This window comes from Pseudomonas sp. Z4-20 (genome assembly GCF_051131955.1).
GTDB lineage: Bacteria > Pseudomonadota > Gammaproteobacteria > Pseudomonadales > Pseudomonadaceae > Aquipseudomonas > Aquipseudomonas marvdashtae.
This window is the reverse complement of record NZ_CP071641.1, coordinates 5,475,387-5,495,330: the sequence shown is the minus strand read 5'-3', so window position 1 is coordinate 5,495,330 and position 19,944 is coordinate 5,475,387. Positions and strand designations below refer to the sequence as shown.

Below are 19,944 nucleotides of genomic sequence, written 5' to 3'. Positions count from 1 at the left end.
CGCTCAGATGTCCTTGTTCAAACAGCTGTTGATCGCTATCTGTCTGTTCCTGGTGGTTGCCTTCAGCGGCAGCTTCATGGTCAGCCTGGAAAGCTCGCGGACCCAGTACGTCAACCAGTTGCGCTCCCACGCCCAGGACGCGGCCACGGCGCTGGCGCTGTCGCTGACGCCGAACATCGACGACCCGGCGATGGTCGAGCTGATGGTCAGCTCGATCTTCGACAGCGGTTACTACGCCAGCATCCGCGTGGTCGACGTGGCGACCGACAAGGCCTTGGTGGAGCGCACTGGCACGCCTGACGCCGGCAGCGTCCCGCAATGGTTCATCAGGCTTATTGGCCTTGAGCCGGCTGGCGGCGATGCGATCGTCAGCCGTGGTTGGGAACAGGCGGCGCGGGTCGAGGTGGTCAGCCATCCGATGTTCGCCCTTGCCAAGCTGTGGCAGAGTGCGCTGGGCAGTCTGGGTTGGTTGCTGCTGTGCGGCGCCGTGAGCGCGGTGCTCGGCGCCTTGCTGCTGCGTCGTCAGCTCAAGCCGTTGGATTACATGGTGCACCAGTCCCACGCCATCGCCCGTCGTGAATTCCTCAGCCTGCCGGAGCTGCCGCGCACCCCAGAGCTGCGTCGGGTCGTGCAAGCAATGAACCAGATGGTCGAGAAGCTCAAGGCGCTGTTCCAGGAACAGGCTGAGCGCAGCGAGAAGTTGCGGGTCGAGTCCTACCAGGACAACCTCACTGGGCTGGCCAATCGACGGTATTTCGAAATGCAATTGCATGCCCGGGTGAGCAACCCGGAGCAGGCCAGTTCCGGTTACCTGCTGTTGCTACGGGTCAAGGACCTGGCCGGTTTGAACCAGCGGCTGGGCGGGCAGCGCACTGACCAATTGCTCAAGGCCGTGGGCGAGCAGCTGTTGCGTGAATGCGCCCGGTATCCGGAAACCCATAACCTAGTGACACGCATCCGCGGCGGTGAGTTCGCGGTGTTGGCGCCGGGGCTGGTGCGCGAGGAGGCGCTGCAACTGGCGCAGAGCCTGGAAAGCGCGTTGGCGAGCCTGCACGCCACCGGCGCGACCGACGTGGCCTCGGTGGCTTCCATCGGTCTGGCGCCGTTCGTTCATGGCGACGCGCCGCAAGCGGTGCTCCAGCTCGGCGACCAGGCCCTGGCCCAGGCCGAAAGCCAGGGCGAACCGGGCTGGGCTTGCCTGGATCACAGCGCCTCGGCGAGTGTCGGCGATGATCACCATGCCTGGCACAACCTGCTTGACCAGGCGCTGAGCAATCAGCGTTTCGAGCTGTATTTCCAGCCGGTAGTGGCCGCCCGGGACACCGATGTGGTGTTGCATTACAAAGTGCTGTCGCGGTTGCTCGACGATCAGGGCCAGACCATTCCCGCCGGACGTTTCCTGCCGTGGCTGGAGCGCTTCGGCTGGACCGCGCGCCTGGACCGTCTGATGCTCGAACAGGTGCTCAAGCAAATGGCCGGGCATGAGCAGTCCCTGGCGCTCAACCTGTCTTCCGCTACCCTGGCTGATCCGCAGGCGCTGAACAAGGTTTTTGAAATCCTGCGGGCTCATTCCAATCTTGGGTCGCGCTTGACGTTGGAGATTGGTGAAGAGCAACTGCCGGAGCAAGCGGTGCTGGAGCAATTGACCCGGCGGTTGCGCGAGCTCGGTTTCTCCTTGAGTTTGCAGCGTTTTGGTGGGCGGTTCAGCATGATTGGTAACTTGTCGCGGCTGGGGTTGGCTTACCTGAAGATTGATGGCAGCTACATTCGCGCGATTGATCAGGAAAGTGACAAGCGTCTGTTCATCGAGGCGATTCAGCGGGCTGCTCACAGTATTGACCTGCCGTTGATTGCTGAGCGGGTTGAGACGGCGGGGGAGTTGGCGGTGATTCGTGAGATGGGGTTGTTTGGGGTGCAGGGGCAGCTGGTTGGGGAGCCTAAGCGTTGGGGGTGAGGCGGTCTTTTATCCTTCTGACTGAGTACATATCCATTGCTGCGGTAACGGCGACTTAGGGTTTCGCCCTGACGGCGACTCACTTTTTTTCAGACGCCAAAAAAAGTAAGCAAAAAAGGCTTGCCCCACCACTCGGTGCCTCGCTAGGGCTCGGCATGCCCTCACTCCGGCATTGCTCCGTGGGCCCGCCGCGAAGGGCCATCCATGGCCCAGCGCGGCTATCCCGGCATCCATGCCGGGATGCCCACTGCGCAATGCCTGCGTTCGGCCATCGTGGTTAACGGGGCTCCCGGATCAAAAGCAAAAGCGAGGCGGCCTGATAGCCGACCTAGTTCTTGGAGGGAGCGCGTTTTCCCTGTGGGAGCGGGCTTGCTCGCGAAGGCGCCCTTACAGTCGACCCGTCTCTCCGGCCGTACCCCGATCCCATTGTGCGAGCCTGCTCGCGAAAGCGAAGGGGCAGTTTGCGGTGATGTTGGATACCTACAAGGTTTTTGGGAACGGCACGGTCCTGTGGCGAGGGAGCTTGCTGCCGCTGGGTCGCGCAGCGGCCCCAAAAAAGCGATGAGCGCTGCGCACTCAAGCGGGAGCAAGCTCCCTCGCCACAAAAGCTTCCCAGCCATCACGCCACAGATTGATCAACGGGAAACACTGTGGAAGCGAGCTTGCTCGCGACGGCGGTGGCGGTGGGGCAGTCAAATGGATGCTGGGTTTGCCGGACTCTTCGCGAGCAAGCCCGCTCCCACAGGGAAAACGCGGTCCCTCCAAGAATCAGGTCGGCTCTCAGGCCGCCTCGTGGTGGACGTTGATCTCGGCGCCCCGTTAACCACGATGGCCGAACGCAGGCATTGCGCAGTGGGCACCTCGGCATGGATGCCGAGGTAGCCGCGCTGGGCCATGGATGGCCCTTCGCGGCGGCCCACGGAGCAATGCCGGAGTGAGGGCACACCGAGCCTAGGCGAGGTGCCAAGTGGTGGGGCATGAGCGCTTTGGTTACTTTCGCGCTTTTGAAAGTGACCCGCCGTCAGGGCGGAACCCTAAGCAGCCGTTACCGCAGAAACGGATATACAACCCTTCTAAAAGTCACGTCCTAGGAGATTTCCTTCGAGTTGTGGCGAACTTGGTGAACTTGTCCGGCGCCTGCCTCGTGGCTAGTCTGGGTTTGTCACTGAAAAAACGGTGACACGGACGTGCAAGTCCGGGTAAAAGAGCGCCAAATAATGCCACCAGCCATTTAATGAGCATTCGTGTCTATGTTTTATGGCGGCTGTGTGTGGGGAGACCTTCGGGTCTGCCGAGGTTTTTTGGCGTTTTCTACTCGGTCTTGCACACCCTCACATAGCTGCCACCCTTTTATATCGCGTGCAAGCGAGCCAGGGCGGCCTTGATTGAATAGGAAGCCAAAACCATGTTCAAAGTAACTCCAATCCGCCAGGAAACCCTGGCAAAACCTCTAGCAAATCAGCGAAGTCCAAAAAACTCGACGAAGCCGCCGAACGCGCCCTCGACTACTACCTCAATCCCAAACCAACCGATAAAGCCTCGGGGAAACCCCAAACCGCCCAGCTTTTCATGGTCTCTCCAGACATCGACACCGAAACCCTCCTGGCCAATGCCTCCGAAGACTTGTTGTCCATCAGCGCCATCGCGGCCGACCTGGCGGATGACGTCGACGGCTCACGCCGCAGCGTGATCCTGGCGATCAGTCGAATGGCCGACGGGGTGCACCTGTTGGTGGAGCGGGCGATGGATCGGCTGGAGGTTCAAGCGTCGGGCTGACCCAGAACCTGTGGCGAGGGAGCTTGCTCCCGCTCGGCTGCGCAGCAGTCGCAGAACCGGGCAATGTGGTCCACCTGGAGAAATGCAGGGGCCTGCTTCGCAGGCCAGCGGGAGCAAGCTCCCTCGCCACAGGGTTTTGTGTACTGCTCAGGCGGGTGTCAGCCTGGGAGACAGGCTAGATCAACCCTTTCTCATCATCATCGATCAACCGGCTCAACCCACCGAGCGCTTCCCGCGCCTGGTTGCGGTCCATCAGCTTGGCCTGGGCCGCTGCTGGCAGGTCGGTGACGCGGATGACGCCTTTGGCGGTCAGGACCTGGATCAAGTCATCGAGTACCCGGATCATTTCCAGGTCGCTTTGCTTGAGTTGCTTGAGGCTGTTTTCTACGGCCTGGTTGGCGAACCAGTCCTGAATCTCGTGGTTGTCGGCCGGCAAGGTCTCGGTGGCCTCGGCATAACCGGTGGCTTCGACGCGCACCAACAGGCCTTGTGCATCGCGTTGCACATAAAACATCGGGCATCCCTCATGTATGAAGCGGCGTCATGCTGGGCAGCATAGGCCAACTGGGGGGATTATGAACACCTATCCCGTGCGAGGGAGTTGGCTCTCTCGCATGGGACTCTGTCAGGTTCAGCTGTTGTTGTGATCGATCTTGATGGTTGGATCACTGCCGGCGATGAGTGAGTTCAGGTTGATGTTCGACCAGTTGTTGCCTTCCAGCTTGATCGTCACGTCTGGCGTCGCTGCCGCACCGTTGGCCGCGTTGAACTGGCCGGTGGTGCTGACTTGCAGGGAAGACACGCCATCGACCGTGCTGATTTTCAGGAAGTGGTCGATGGTGCTGCCGGTCTCGCCCTGCAACAGGTCACGCAGGTCGATCCGATCACCGTCGCTGGCCTTGAAATCCTTGATCACGTCGGTGCCGGTGTCACCGGACTTCCAGACGAAGGTATCGCCGCCCAGGCCACCGAACAGGGTGTCGTTGCCCTTGCCGCCGATCAGAGTGTCGTTACCCGTGCCACCCAAGAGGATGTCATTGCCCTTACCGCCGTCCAGCAGGTCGTTGCCGCCCTGGCCGAAAATGATGTCGTTACCGGCGCCGCCCAGCAGGGTGTCGTTGCCGTCATGTGCGCCGGACACATCGAACGCGGTGTAGTGCTCGGTGATGTACTGGTGCACGTTGCTGGTGGTGACCTTGCTGACGTCCACACCGCTTTGCTGGGCCACGAACGACTGGATGGCTTGGTAGCCCTCGCCGGCAATGCCGTTGAAGCTCACCAGGTCGCCGAACAGGATGTCGTTGCCGTCGGCACCGTTAACGGTGTCGGCACCTGGCATCGTCGCTTCGGTGTGGCCGATGATCGAGTTGGCCAGGTCCTTGGGGTCGATGTTGGTCTGCGGTTTGCCGTCCGAGTCGTAGGGCTTGAGGTCGGACAGGGTCACGTCTTTGTTCAGGCCTATAGCTTCCACACCCGACACCGAACTCAGCAACGCGAAGGCGCTCGCGGAGTTGCTAGTGGTAGCCGCGTCGGTGCTATTGCCGGTACCGTCGCGGTACGACAGCTCGTAGGTGCCGTCGCCCTGGGCGTGCAGCGTGCCCAGGTCTTCGTCGCTCCAGTAGCCACCCCAGGATTTTTTCCAGGTCTGCAGGGTCACGTTGCCGGCCCCGTCGACCTGTACGCGGTGGGTACTGTCCAGCGTGGCGCTGAAGGTCTGGCCCAACTTGTAATTGCTGGTAGTGATCAAGCTGTCGAGCGTTACGCCGTTGTAGATATTCGGGTTTGTGGCTTCACCGCTCTGGTAGTAAGTCGGTTGGCCGTCGGTGATGAAGTAGGTCAGGTTTTTCGCACCGGAGTTGCTCAAGGCCTCGCTGCTCTTGAACCAGTTGGCGGTGGTCTTGAATACGTCCTCATAGTTGGTGCCGCCGCCGGACACCATCGAGTCCAGAACGCTCTTGAGTAACGCCAGTGCATTTGGGTCCTTGAGATTCACCGAAACGGTCTTATTCACCTGCTTGTCGAAGTCCGCCAGGAAGATATTCACCGTGCCCGAGTTGCTGCCCATGCTCTGCTTGAGTGTATTGAATACCGACGTCAGCGAGTTCTTGGCCGCGGTCAGGGACGATTCGCTCATGCTGCCGGAGCTGTCGACCATGAAGGCGATGTTGTAGTTGACGCCCGGCACCACGGTCAGCCCGCCGATGTCGGCGACGATGATGTCGTTGCCGTCGGTACCGGTGACGTTGTCGCTGCCGGAAGTGGCGGTGGTGGCGTTGTAGGTCGCCGGATGCACCGTCACCGGGATTTGCGCGGTGGTCACGGCCGATCCGCCGAGGGCTTCGGTGGAGGTCGACGTCACGGTCAGGTTGATCTGGCCGTTGAAGTAGGTCGGTGGCGTCAGGTTGAGGCTGCCCAGGTTCCAGCCAGAGACCGAGGCTTCGCCGTTGGCGCCCACGGTCGCGGTGTGGCCTGCGCCGTCGCTGAGCACGCTGCCTGCCGGCATGCCGCCGATTTTCACACTCAGGCTTTCGGAGCCGTCGGTGTCGGTCAGGGCGGTGGTGATTTTCGACAGGTTCACACTGCCGCCTTCGCCGCCTTCGTTGAGCTTGTAGCCGTCGTAGTAGCCTTCGCCATTGCTGCCGTGCAGGTCGGACACCGACACGCCGGCATTCACCAGGTCGGTCACGCCGGTATAGAGCGGTACGCCGGCACTGCTGAGGTCTACGGGCGTGCTGCCGTTGACCGACAGGTTCACGTCGTAGCTGCCAGGGCCGGTCTGGTTGTGGTGGTAGATGTCCAGGGTGTAGTAGCCGCTGGTGGTCGGCGTGAACGAGCCGTTCAACTGACCGCCCGCCCCCCAGGTGGTTGCCGCGGCGGTCTTGCCACCGATGGTGACCAGCAGACTGTCATCGCCCGTGCCGCTGAAGGTGTAGGTCTTGCCGGCCTCCAGGAAAATCAGGCCCGAGGTTTTCGACGCGGTGCCTGCGTTGACGTTGCTGTCGTTCTGAACGTTGCTCACATTGGTGCTGGTGTTCGGCGTGCCGGCGGCATCGATCACCGACTTGAGCGTGCCGGACGGCGCGCCGCTGCCGTCGGTGCCCAGGCCGGACAGGCCGGTCCAGACTTCCTTGATCAAACCGGTGGAGGTCACGTTGTTGCCGGCCACGTTGAGGCTCGGTGCGTCGGCGACCGGGGTGATGTCGATCTTCACAGTGCCGGTATTGCCTAGCGTCTGGCCGTCGGTTGGCTGGAAGCTGATTTGCGCGTAGTCGGCCTTTTGATTACCCACGCCGGCCGGGTTGCCGTTGGCACCGGATTCGTTGGCATCGGGGGTGAAGCGCAGCTTGCCAGCGTCGATGTCCGCCTTGCTGAAGGTCTGGTTGTTGGCCACATCCTTCCAGGTTGCGCCGTCCAGGTACTGCAATTTGCCGTCACCCGGCAGCCCGGTGATTTTCACGCCCTGGCTGGTGGCGGCGCTGTCCACGTCGCTGATGCCGAACGTCGACCAGCCGAGGACCAGTGAAGTGTCTTCGGTACCGGTCACCGCGCCACCGGTGGCTACGGGTGCGTCGTTGACCCCGACCACGTTCACGGTGGTGGTGGCGGTGTTGGAGTAGCTTGCGCCGTCGGTCACTGTCACGGTGATGACGCGCGGTACGGTGCTCGGATCTTCGCTGTTGTTGATGAAGCTGATGTTCTTGATCTGCTGCATGTAGTCGGCCAGCGTTGCATTGCCTGTCAGCGTCAGGACGACTTTGCCGTCGGTGCTGTTGGCGTTGATGCTGATGCCGTTGACGCTATTGCCCAGGTTCAGATGATCGCCAGGCTGACGGTTGGTCAGCACGATGGTGGCGCCGGTCAGCATGGTGCTGTCCGGGTCGGTGATTTTCAGGTCGGTGTCGGCAATCGATACGCCCGGGCCGGTGGTGCCTTCAGTGAACGTCACTTGATAATCGGCGCCGGTCTTGCCGCTGGAGTTGTTGGCGTCCAGGTCGAGTACCGGCGGCGCATCGTTGTCGATGATCGAGGTGCTGACGCTGCCGTTGGTGCCGCTGACCGCCAAGTGCTCGAAGTTGCCACCGGTAGCCGAGTCAATCTTGACCACGAAGTTTTCCGTGCCTTCGGTGATCTTGTCATCCAGCGTTGCCACGTTGAAGGTCGCGCTGGTGGCGTTGGCAGGAACTTTCACGGTGTACACACCGGTGAAGTCCGTGCCATCGGCGGCGGTGCCGCTGTAGACGATCTTGAGCGTCACCTCGGTTTGTGCCGGGTTCGTCAGGCTGACGATGTACGTAGCGGCCTGGCCTTCGGTGACCGATGTGCTGCCGCTGATGCTGACCGTAGTGTTGTCTGGCGTGTCGGTAACGGTGGTCACCGCTGGCGTGGTGCTCGGCACCAGTTGCTCGAAGTTGCCGCCCGTTGCCGTCTTGATCGTTGCCTCGACATTGCCGGCGTCTTTGTAGACGTCATCTTTCGGCGCGTCGACGGTGACGGTGCCAGTCTTGGCGCCGGCGGCGATGTTGATCACCGCGCCGTTGCTCAAAGTGATGGTGACAGGCGAACCGGCGGCGTTGGTCAGGGTCGCGGTATAGGTAATCTGGCCGCCTTCGGCGACCGAGCCGGTGGCGCTCAGGCTCAGGCCGGTGCTGTCTTGCACATCGGTGACAGCGGTGTCGGCCGGCTTGCCGTTGATGTCCAGGTTTTCGTAGTTGCCGCCTTTCGCGTCGTCGATCTTGACGCTGAGGTTGCTGCCACCAGCGAGGGCATCGTTTGGTGCGGTGAAATTCACCGAGCCGGAGCTTGCGCCGACTGGGATGGTGATGGACTGGCCGTTGCTCAAGGTCACTACGAGCGGAGCGCCGGTGACTGGAGCGTTCACCGAAGCGGTGTAGACCACGGTGCCGCCTTCGCCAACCGTCGAAGTCGCGGAGAGTGAAACGGTACTGGTATCGAGCGTGTCGGTGATCTCAGTAACGGCAGGTGCAGTACTTGGCACGAGGCTTTCGAAGTTGCCACCAGTGGCTTTGTCGATGCTGACTTCGACCTTTCCGGCGTCTTTGTAGACATCGTCTTTCGGTGCATCGACGGTGACGGTGCCAGTGGTGGCGCCGGCGGCGATGTTGATCACCGCGCCGTTGCTCAGGGTGATGGTCACCGGTGAACCGGCAGCGTTGGTCAGGGTCGCGGTGTAAACGATCGAACCGCCTTCGGTAACGGTGTCAGTCGCAGACAAGGTCAGACCGGTAGTTTCCTGGGTATCGGTGACTGCGGTGTCCGCAGGCTTGTCGTCGATTTCCAGGTTTTCGTAGTTGCCGCCTTTCGCGTCGTCGATCTTGACGCTGAGGTTGCTGCCGCCCGCCAACGCATCGTTTGGCGCGGTGAAGTTCACCGAGCCGGAGCTGGAACCAACCGGAATGGTGATGCTTTGGCCGTTGCTCAAGGTCACTACGAGCGGGGCGCTGGTGACTGGAGCGTTCACCGAAGCGGTGTAAACCACAACACCACCTTCACCAACAGTCGAAGTCGCGGAGAGCGAAACGGTGCTGGTGTCGAGCGTGTCGGTGACGTCAGTAACGGCAGGTGCAGTACTTGGCACCAGGTTTTCGAAGTTGCCACCAGTGGCTTTGTCGATGCTGACTTCGACCTTTCCGGCGTCTTTGTAGACATCGTCTTTCGGTGCATCGACGGTGACGGTGCCAGTGGTGGCGCCGGCGGCGATGTTGATGACCGCACCGTTGCTCAGGGTGATGGTCACCGGTGAACCGGCAGCGTTGGTCAGGGTCGCGGTGTAAACGATCGAACCGCCTTCGGTAACCGTGTCGGTCGCGGACAGCGTGAGTCCGGTAGTTTCTTGGGTATCGGTGACTTCGGTGTCCGCAGGCTTGTCGTCGATTTCCAGGTTTTCGTAGTTGCCGCCTTTCGCGTCGTCGATCTTGACGCTGAGGTTGCTGCCGCCCGCCAACGCATCGTTTGGCGCGGTGAAATTCACCGAGCCGGAGCTGGAACCAACCGGAATGGTGATGCTTTGACCATTCGACAGAGTGACGATCAGCGGAGCGCCGGTTACCGGGGCGTTTACGGATGCGGTGTAAACCACAACACCACCTTCACCAACAGTCGAAGTCGCGGAGAGCGAAACGGTGCTGGTGTCGAGCGTGTCGGTCACATCGGTGACGGCTGGCGCAGTGCTTGGCACCAGGTTTTCGAAGTTGCCGCCGGTAGCTTTGTCGATGCTGACTTCGACCTTTCCGGCGTCTTTGTAGACATCGTCTTTCGGTGCATCGACGGTGACGGTGCCAGTGGTGGCGCCGGCGGCGATGTTGATGACCGCACCGTTGCTCAGGGTGATGGTCACCGGTGAACCGGCAGCGTTGGTCAGGGTCGCGGTGTAAACGATCGAACCGCCTTCGGTAACCGTGTCGGTCGCGGACAGCGTGAGTCCGGTAGTTTCTTGGGTATCGGTGACTTCGGTGTCCGCAGGCTTGTCGTCGATTTCCAGGTTTTCGTAGTTGCCGCCTTTCGCGTCGTCGATCTTGACGCTGAGGTTGCTGCCGCCAGCGAGGGCATCGTTTGGTGCGGTGAAATTCACCGAGCCGGAGCTTGCGCCGACTGGGATGGTGATGGACTGGCCGTTGCTCAAGGTCACTACGAGCGGAGCGCCGGTGACTGGAGCGTTCACCGAAGCGGTGTAAACCACAACACCACCTTCACCAACAGTCGAAGTCGCGGAGAGCGAAACGGTGCTGGTGTCGAGCGTGTCGGTGACGTCAGTAACGGCAGGTGCAGTACTTGGCACCAGGTTTTCGAAGTTGCCACCAGTGGCTTTGTCGATGCTGACTTCGACCTTTCCGGCGTCTTTGTAGACATCGTCTTTCGGTGCATCGACGGTGACGGTGCCAGTGGTGGCGCCGGCGGCGATGTTGATGACCGCACCGTTGCTCAGGGTGATGGTCACCGGTGAACCGGCAGCGTTGGTCAGGGTCGCGGTGTAAACGATCGAACCGCCTTCGGTAACCGTGTCGGTCGCGGACAGCGTGAGTCCGGTAGTTTCTTGGGTATCGGTGACTTCGGTGTCCGCAGGCTTGTCGTCGATTTCCAGGTTTTCGTAGTTGCCGCCTTTCGCGTCGTCGATCTTGACGCTGAGGTTGCTGCCGCCCGCCAACGCATCGTTTGGCGCGGTGAAATTCACCGAGCCGGAGCTGGAACCAACCGGAATGGTGATGCTTTGACCATTCGACAGAGTGACGATCAGCGGAGCGCCGGTTACCGGGGCGTTTACGGACGCGGTGTAAACCACGGTGCCGCCTTCACCAACCGTCGAAGTCGCGGAGAGCGAAACGGTGCTGGTGTCGAGCGTGTCGGTCACGTCAGTAACGGCTGGCGCAGTGTTTGGCACCAGGTTTTCGAAGTTGCCGCCGGTAGCTTTGTCGATGCTGACTTCGACTTTGCCGGCGTCTTTGTAGACATCGTCTTTCGGTGCATCGACGGTGACGGTGCCAGTGGTGGCGCCGGCGGCGATGTTGATCACCGCACCGTTGCTCAGGGTCACAGTTACCGGCGCCCCAGCGGCATTGGTCAACGTCGCGGTATAAACAATCGAACCACCTTCGGTAACTGTGTCAGTTGCCGAGAGGGTGAGTTCGGTCGTGTCAGTTGAGTCCGTAATGGTGGTAACGGCAGGCGTAGTGCTCGGCACCAGGTTTTCGAAGTTGCCGCCAGTTGCGCCAGTAATCGTGGTGCTAACGGTGCTGCCATTGTTGTAGACGTCGTTAGCCGGGGTATCGACAGCCACGGTGCCGGTGGTCTGGCCGGCGGCGATGGTGATGACCGAGCCGTTGCTCAGGGTAACCGTCACTGGAGTCTGAGCTGGATTGGTCAGGGTCGCGGTATAGGTGATCTGACCGCCTTCGGTGATGGTGTCGCTGGCGCTCAGGGTCAGGCCAGTGTTATCCACCGAATCAGTAATCGTGGTGACCGCAGGCGTGGTGCTCGGCACCAGGTTTTCAAAGTTGCCGCCGGTTGCGCCGGTAATCGTGGTGCTGACAGTGCTGCCATTGTTGTAGACGTCGTTAGCCGGGGTATCGACAGCCACGGTGCCAGTGGTAGCGCCTGCAGCGATGTTGATGACTGCGCCGTTGCTCAGGGTGACGGTGACAGGAGCGCCAGCAGCGTTGGTCAGCGTCGCGGTGTAAGTGATCTGACCGCCTTCGGTAATGGTGTCGCTGGCCGTCAGGGTCAGGTCAGTGTTATCCGCCGAATCAGTAATCGTGGTGACCGCAGGCGTGGTGCTCGGCACCAAATTCTCGAAATTGCCGCCAGTTGCGCCAGTAATCGTGGTGCTAACGGTGCTGCCATTGTTGTAGACGTCGTTGGCCGGGGTATCGACAGCCACGGTGCCGGTGGTCTGGCCAGCCGCGATGGTGATGACCGAGCCGTTGCTCAACGTCACAGTCACTGGCGTCTGAGCTGGATTGGTCAGCGTCGCGGTGTAGGTGATTTGCCCGCCTTCGGTAATGGTGTCGCTGGCGCTCAGGGTCAGGCCAGTGTTATCCGCCGAATCAGTAATCGTGGTGACCGCAGGCGTAGTGCTCGGCACCAGGTTCTCGAAACTGCCGCCGGTTGCGCCGGTGATGGTGGTGCTGACGGTGCTGCCATTGTTGTAGACGTCGTTGGCCGAGGTATCGGCAGCGACGGTGCCGGTGGTCTGGCCGGCGGCGATGGTGATGACCGAGCCGTTGCTCAAGGTCACAGTCACTGGAGTTTGAGCTGGATTGGTCAGCGTCGCGGTGTAGGTGATCTGACCGCCTTCGGTAATGGTGTCGCTGGCGCTCAGGGTCAGGCCAGTGTTATCCGCCGAATCAGTAATCGTGGTGACCGCAGGCGTAGTGCTCGGCACCAAATTCTCGAAATTGCCGCCAGTTGCGCCAGTAATCGTGGTGCTAACGGTGCTGCCATTGTTGTAGACATCGTTAGCCGGGGTATCGACAGCCACGGTGCCGGTGGTCTGGCCGGCGGCGATGGTGATGACCGAGCCGTTGCTCAACGTCACAGTCACTGGAGTTTGAGCTGGATTGGTCAGGGTCGCGGTATAGGTGATTTGCCCGCCTTCGGTAATGGTGTCGCTGGCGCTCAGGGTCAGGCCAGTGTTATCCGCCGAATCAGTAATCGTGGTGACCGCAGGCGTGGTGCTCGGCACCAGGTTTTCAAAGTTGCCGCCGGTTGCGCCAGTGATGGTGGTACTGACGGTGCTGCCATTGTTGTAGACGTCGTTGGCCGGGGTATCGACAGCCACGGTGCCGGTGGTCTGGCCAGCCGCGATGTTGATGACTGCGCCGTTGCTCAGGGTGACGGTGACAGGCGAGCCAGCAGCGTTGGTTAGCGTGGCGGTGTAAGTGATCTGACCGCCTTCGGTAATGGTGTCGCTGGCCGTCAGGGTCAGGTCAGTGTTATCCGCCGAATCAGTAATCGTGGTGACCGCAGGCGTGGTGCTCGGCACCAAATTTTCGAAATTGCCGCCAGTTGCGCCAGTAATCGTGGTGCTAACGGTGCTGCCATTGTTGTAGACGTCGTTGGCCGGGGTATCGACAGCGACGGTGCCGGTGGTCTGGCCGGCGGCGATGGTGATGACCGAGCCGTTGCTCAGAGTAACCGTCACCGGCGTCTGGGCCGGATTGGTCAGCGTGGCGGTGTAGGTGATCTGACCGCCTTCGGTAATGGTGTCGCTGGCCGTCAGGGTCAGGTCAGTGTTATCCGCCGAATCAGTAATCGTGGTGACCGCAGGCGTGGTGCTCGGCACCAAATTTTCGAAATTGCCGCCAGTTGCGCCAGTAATCGTGGTGCTGACAGTGCTGCCATTGTTGTAGACGTCGTTGGCCGGGGTATCGACAGCCACGGTGCCGGTGGTCTGGCCAGCCGCGATGGTGATGATCGAGCCGTTGCTCAACGTCACAGTCACTGGAGTTTGAGCTGGATTGGTCAGCGTCGCGGTGTAAGTGATTTGCCCGCCTTCGGTAATGGTATTGGCCGCGCTCAAGGTGACGGTCGTGCTGTCGACGGTGTCGGTGATCTGGGTCACGGCTGGTGTAGTCGGCACGGTCACGGCGATGCCGCTGCCGCTAGTGGTGCCGGTGACGGTGACGCTGATCTGGCTTGGGTCGTTGTAGACGGTGTCGTTCGGTGCGAGCGGCACGTTGACGCTGCCGGTCAGTTGCCCGGCCGGGATCACGATGACGGCACCGTTGGACAAGGTCACGGTCAGGTTGGTTAACGGCGCCTGGGTGACGGTCGCGGTGTAGACCAGCACGCCGCCGGCCTCGGTCAGGGTCGGTGTGGCGCTCAGGGTCATCGTTGCATTGAGCACGGCGTTGGCGGTCGTGTCGGCCGTGGTATCGCCGCCCAGGATGTTGTCATCGGTGGCGGCAGCCGCAGCGAGACCTTCGGTCGGAAAGCCGATCGTCGGATCGACGCTGCCGGCCGTGGCATCCAGCACGACGAAGCTGTGGCCACCACCAGCGGCACCGCCCGTTCCGGCAGCGGTTGGGCCAGCGGCGGTGGCTTCCAGCGCCGTCGTCGGGTCGACGCCTGCGGCGATGGCTTGTTGCAATTCTTCTACAGACGGCGCGGCTTGGGCGGCGGCCTGTTCAAGGTCAGTGGAAGAGTCCGGGGCGCTGGCGCTCCACTGGGTATCGCGGCCCAGGTCCAGGGTGCGGCCATCGGCCAGCTCCAATGTGACGGCGCCAGCAAGCCCGGTGTCCAACTGATCGCCAACGTTCAGGCGATCGCCTTCAATGAGTACGCGCCGAATACCCTCGGGGGATACGGCGAAAACCTGACCAACAATGCTTTTGACAACGGCAATAACACTGCTCATTGAAGACTCTCCGGGTGCCACATTCAGTAGACTTCCATGGACCCGATAGCCTTCAGGGCCAAGCGGTCTGGACGTTCATATTTACGATTGGGAAAAGTTTTTGACGCCTGCAAATGACAATTTCTTGACCGTCATTTCGGCCGATTTTGTTACTGCCAAACTATTGACCTTATGCTGGCCATCCTAAACAATCGCCCCTGTAATGTCACATTGATATTTAAGCGGCGACTTGTTCTTTCGGTGCGTGTTCCAGCCCCTGTTTTGAACTTTCCGACATACGGTCATTCCGGTTGCCATCATCCGATGCAGCGCCACGTTTCGCTGTGATTCAAGACAAGAGTTTTCGGGAATAAAACCAACCATGCGTTCGCTTCTGTTCAAGGCTTTACCCTTCGCCCTCGCCGCCACTTTCGTACAAGCACAAACCTTGCCGCAGGCCATGCAACAGGCGCTGGATGTCCATCCGGAAATCCAGGCAGGCGTAAACAGTCGCCTGGCCGCTGACTATCAGCTCAAGGCGGCCAAGGGCGGCTACTTGCCTAGAGTGGACCTTGCAGCCGGGTACGGCCGGGAAGGCACCGACAGTGTCACCACCCGTTCGGGCAGCAACAATCACTGGGAAACCTTGAACCGCAGCGAGTCGAGCCTGCGGTTGTCGCAGATGGTTTTTGACGGTTTTGCGACGTCCAGCGAAGTAGGGCGTCAACAAGCCAACGTCAGTGCCCGCGCCTATTCCCTGCTGGATGCCTCCGAGCGCACCGGGCTGACGGTCGCCCAGGTCTACCTGGATGTGCTGACCCGCCGCGAGTTCGTACGATTGGCGGAGGAAAACCTCAAGAGCCACGAGCGCATTTTCGATCAGATCAAACTGCGCACCTCCCGTGGCGTTGGTAGCGGCGCCGACTTGGACCAGGCTGAAGCGCGCATGGCCCAGGCTCGCAACAACCTGATCACCGAACAGACGAACCTGGCCGACGCCGAGACCAACTACCTCAGCGCCGTCGGCCAATTGCCCGACCAATTGGAGCGTCCCGCCGACTTTCTGGCGTTGCTACCGGCCAACTTGACGGAAGCCCGCGCCCAGATGCTGGAAAACAGTCCGGTATTGCGTTCGGCCGAAGCCGACATCGCCGCTGCGGAGCAGCAGTACGAGGCCGCCAAGTCGAGCTTCTATCCACGCTTCGACGCTGAACTGGGCCGCACCGCCGACAACGACCTGGACGGTCAGAACGGCCACAACAATGAATGGCAGGCCATGTTGCGCATGCGCTTCAACCTGTACGCCGGTGGCAGCAACAAGGCCGACCTGGAGTCCAAGTCCTACCTGTCCAACCAGGCGCTGGATATCCGCAACAACGCGCTGCGCCAGTTGAATGAAGAGCTGGGCCTGGCTTGGAACGCGCTGAACAACGCCAACGCCCAAGTGCCGATCGCCCAGCAATACGTCGACCGCAGCGCCAACGTGCGCACCGCCTACCAGAAGCAGTTCAGCCTCGGCGAGCGGACCTTGCTCGACCTGCTCGACAGCGAAAACGAGCTGTTCAGCGCATCCCGCCGCCTGGCAGAAATCAAGAATGTGCAGTTGTTTACCCAGTACCGGATCAAGGCAACCATGGGCCAGTTGCTGAAAAGCCAGGGTGTGGTCGCACCGTTGGCATCGGTTGTGCAGAACGACGTGAAGCCCAAGGTTCAATTGCCTGGGATGAATTGAGTCATCCATCCGTTTTTCAGCGAAAGAGTGCCGAGCGTGGAATCAGAAGTCAGTCCAGTCGAACTAGTTCATGACCCGCGCACGCTGCACGATGACCCGCTGTTGGATGGTTTGCTGGCGCTCTGCATGTTGCATCAAAAGCCTGCTAGCGCGGCGATGCTCACCACCGGCCTGCCGTTGCCCAAGCAACGGCTGAGCGTCGACTTATTGTCACGTGCTGCGGCCCGTGCCGGTTTGCAAGGTCGGGTGCTGCAACGCAAGCTGGAACAGATTCCGACCATCGCCATGCCGGCGTTGTTGCTGCTTAAAGATGGCCGCAGCGCGGTGCTGTTGGGCTGGGTGGGCGACGATCAGGCGCGGCTGCTGCTCAGCGAAAGTGATGGCGGCGAAGTCACCATCAGTCGCGAACTGCTGGCCGACGACTACAGCGGCAAGGTTTTCTTCGCCCAACCGCAGCATAAATTTGACGTTAACCACGGCACGCTCATTCCCCGGGCACGTTCGTGGTTTCGTGACACCCTCAAGCGTTCCCGCTGGCTTTACGCCGACGCCATCGCAGCCAGCCTGCTGATCAACATCATTGCCATGGCCGCGCCATTGTTCGTGATGAACGTGTATGACCGCGTGGTGCCCAACCAGGCGGAATCGACCCTGTGGGTGCTGGCGATCGGCATCACCGGCGCCTACGTGTTCGACCTGATCCTGAAGATGCTGCGCAGCCTTTGCCTGGACCTGGCGGGCAAGAAAACCGACTTGATCATTTCCGCGACGCTGTTCGAGCGCATCGTCGGCATGGCGATGAAATATCGCCCGGCGCGGGTCGGCAGCTTTGCCCAGAACATCCATGAGTTCCAGAGCCTGCGGGACTTTCTCGCGTCGCTGACCCTGACCAGCCTGATCGACTTGCCGTTCACGCTGTTGATCCTGATGGTCATCGCAATCCTCGGCGGACACCTGGTGTGGATTCCGGTGGTGGCCTTTCCGCTCGCCCTGTTGATCGGCTACGCATTGCAGAAGCCCCTGGTTGCAACCATGGAACGCACCATGGCCCTGGGTGCCGAGCGCCAATCCAGCCTGATCGAAACCCTGGCCGGCCTGGATGCGGTGAAGGTCAACAACGCCGAGAGCGAACGCCAATACCAATGGGAACAGACCATCGGCACCCTCAGCCGCCTCGAACTGCGGGTGAAAATGCTGTCCGGCCTGGCGATGAACATCACCTTGCTGATCCAGCAACTGGCCGGAGTGATCATGATCGTCTTTGGCGTCTACCAGATCATCGCCGGTAACCTGAGCATGGGCGGGCTGATCGCCTGCTACATGCTCAGTGGTCGCGCCCTGAGCCCATTGGCCTCGCTGTCGGGCCTGCTGACTCGTTATCAGCAGGCACGGGTGACGATGACCTCGGTCGACCAGATGATGGAGCTGCCCCAGGAACGCAATTTCGAAGAGCGCCCGCTGAGTCGCAAGGTCCTGCAGGGCGCCATCGAATGCCGCCAGTTGAACTTCACTTACCCGAACCAGCAGAACGCCGCGTTGAAGAACATCAACCTGGTGATCAAGCCGGGCGAGAAGATTGGCATCATCGGCCGCAGCGGCTCGGGCAAGAGCTCTCTGGCGAAATTGCTGGTGGGCCTGTATCAGCCGGACGACGGCGCGTTGCTGGTGGATGGCGTGGACATCCGCCAGATCGACGTCAGCGAACTGCGCTACAACATCGGCTACGTGCCTCAGGACATCCAACTGCTGGCCGGCACCCTGCGGGACAACCTGACCTCCGGCGCTCGTTACGTCGAAGACGAGCTGGTGCTCCAGGCCGCCGAACTCGCGGGTGTGCATGAGTTCGCCCGCCTGCATCCGCAGGGCTATGAGCTGCAAGTCGGCGAACGCGGGCAAAACCTGTCCGGCGGTCAGCGCCAGAACGTCGCCCTGGCTCGGGCGCTGCTGCTCAATCCGCCGATCCTGCTCCTGGACGAGCCCACCAGCGCCATGGACAACACCGGTGAAGAGCGCTTGAAACAGCGGCTGGCCGCCGTGGTGGAAAACAAGACCGTGCTGCTGGTGACGCACCGGGCGTCGTTGCTGTCGCTGGTGGACCGCCTGCTGGTGATCGACCGCGGGCAGATTCTCGCTGATGGCCCGAAAGCCGCCGTGATGGAAGCGTTGAAGAAGGGGCAGATCAGTGTTGCTTAAATCAGGTTTCCGGGGTGCTGTCGGCCGGTATTTCAAAGGTTCCGACTCGTTGCATGGCCAACCGCTGCCCGAGGTCAACAAGGCACTGATCGAGGACGCCCCGCGCGTGGTGCGATTGACGATCTGGGGCATCATCGGCTTCTTTGTGTTCCTGGTGCTGTGGGCCAACTTCGCCGTGGTCGATGAAGTGACCAAGGGCGACGGCAAGGCGATTCCATCGTCGAAGATCCAGAAAATCCAAAACCTTGAAGGCGGCATCGTTGCTGAGCTGTTCGTCAAGGAAGGGCAGATCGTCGAAGCCGGCGCGCCGTTGATTCGCTTGGACGATACGCGGTTTGTCTCCAACGTCGGCGAAACCGAGGCGGATCGCCTGTCCATGCTGTTGCGGGTCGAGCGCCTGAGCGCCGAAGTCGATGACCGGCCGCTGAAATTCCCGGCCGATGTGCTCAAGGCCGTTCCGGGCCAGGCGGCGAGTGAAGAGTCGTTGTACATCAGCCGTCGCCAGCAGTTGCACGATGAAATTGGCGGCTTGCAGGAGCAATTGATCCAGCGCCAGCAGGAACTGCGCGAGTTCGCGTCCAAGCAGGCGCAGTATCGTTCCGGCCTGGCGCTGCAACGCCAGGAAATTAACATGTCCGAGCCGCTGGTGGCCCAAGGCGCGGTATCGCCGGTGGAAGTGCTGCGGCTCAAGCGCGCCGAAGTCGAGACCCGTGGGCAACTGGACGCGACGACGCTGGCGATTCCCCGTGCCGAGTCGGCGATCAAGGAAGTGCAGCGCAAGATCGACGAGACCCGCGGCAAGTTCCGCAGCGAAGCCCTGACCCAACTCAACGAAGCACGCACCGACCTGAACAAGGCCCAAGCCACCGGCAAAGCCTTGGAAGACCGTGTGAGCCGTACGTTGGTGACATCGCCGGTGCGCGGCATTGTCAACAAGTTGCTGGTGAACACCATTGGCGGCGTCATCCAGCCGGGCAGCGACCTGGTGGAAATCGTGCCGCTGGATGACACGATTCTGGTGGAAGCGAAAATCCGTCCCCAAGACATCGCCTTCCTGCACCCCGGCCAGGACGCCACGGTGAAATTCACCGCCTACGACTACACCATCTACGGTGGAATGAAAGCCAAGCTGGAACAGATCGGCGCCGACACCATCACCGATGAAGACAAGAAAACCACGTACTACATCATCAAGCTGCGCACCGAACGCAGCCATCTGGGCACGCCTGAAAAGCCCTTGCTGATCATCCCGGGGATGGTGGCGTCGGTGGACATCATCACCGGCAAGAAGACCGTGCTGAGCTATCTACTCAAGCCAATCATCAAGGCCCGGTCCGAGGCGTTGCACGAGCGCTAATGCCGAGCAGTTGATTATTCTGTAGCTTGGTAGCTTTTGTGGCGAGGGAGCTTGCTCCCGCTTGAGTGCGCAGCGCTCATCGC

At 61.0% G+C, this 19,944-nt stretch carries 7 protein-coding genes; 5 read left to right on the top strand and 2 right to left on the bottom strand.

Annotated elements, in window-relative coordinates:
- Positions 1-7 precede the first annotated feature (7 nt).
- On the top strand, positions 8-1,954 hold the full coding sequence (gene lapD / locus J3P82_RS24945) for a cyclic di-GMP receptor LapD (protein ID WP_434559416.1): 1,947 nt from the start codon (positions 8-10) through the stop codon (positions 1,952-1,954).
- Positions 1,955-3,343: 1,389 nt separating this feature from the next.
- Positions 3,344-3,730, top strand: a complete 387-nt coding sequence (locus tag J3P82_RS24940; protein ID WP_434563953.1) for a DUF6124 family protein — start codon at positions 3,344-3,346, stop codon at positions 3,728-3,730.
- Positions 3,731-3,905: 175 nt separating this feature from the next.
- Here the strand turns inward: J3P82_RS24940 and J3P82_RS24935 are convergent, their stop codons facing one another.
- Both J3P82_RS24935 and J3P82_RS24930 read right to left on the bottom strand, forming a co-directional pair.
- On the bottom strand, positions 3,906-4,244 hold the full coding sequence (locus tag J3P82_RS24935; protein ID WP_434559414.1) for a tryptophan synthase subunit beta: 339 nt from the start codon (positions 4,242-4,244) through the stop codon (positions 3,906-3,908).
- A 117-nt stretch (positions 4,245-4,361) separates the two neighbouring features.
- Positions 4,362-14,600 (bottom strand): retention module-containing protein, encoded by a 10,239-nt coding sequence (locus J3P82_RS24930; RefSeq protein ID WP_434559412.1) that lies wholly within the window; start codon positions 14,598-14,600, stop codon positions 4,362-4,364.
- 361 nt (positions 14,601-14,961) lie between these two features.
- Between J3P82_RS24930 and J3P82_RS24925 the strand changes: the two genes are divergently transcribed.
- The 3 genes from J3P82_RS24925 to J3P82_RS24915 are packed head-to-tail and all read left to right on the top strand — an operon-like array spanning position 14,962 to position 19,861.
- Positions 14,962-16,311 (top strand): TolC family outer membrane protein, encoded by a 1,350-nt coding sequence (locus tag J3P82_RS24925; protein ID WP_434559410.1) that lies wholly within the window; start codon positions 14,962-14,964, stop codon positions 16,309-16,311.
- Positions 16,312-16,347: 36 nt separating this feature from the next.
- Complete coding sequence (locus tag J3P82_RS24920; protein WP_434559408.1) at positions 16,348-18,504, top strand: type I secretion system permease/ATPase; 2,157 nt, start codon at positions 16,348-16,350, stop codon at positions 18,502-18,504.
- A complete protein-coding gene (locus J3P82_RS24915) occupies positions 18,494-19,861 on the top strand; it encodes an HlyD family type I secretion periplasmic adaptor subunit (RefSeq protein WP_434559406.1) in 1,368 nt (455 codons plus the stop codon). Before J3P82_RS24920 ends, J3P82_RS24915 begins: the two co-directional genes overlap by 11 nt.
- Positions 19,862-19,944: the final 83 nt, after the last annotated feature.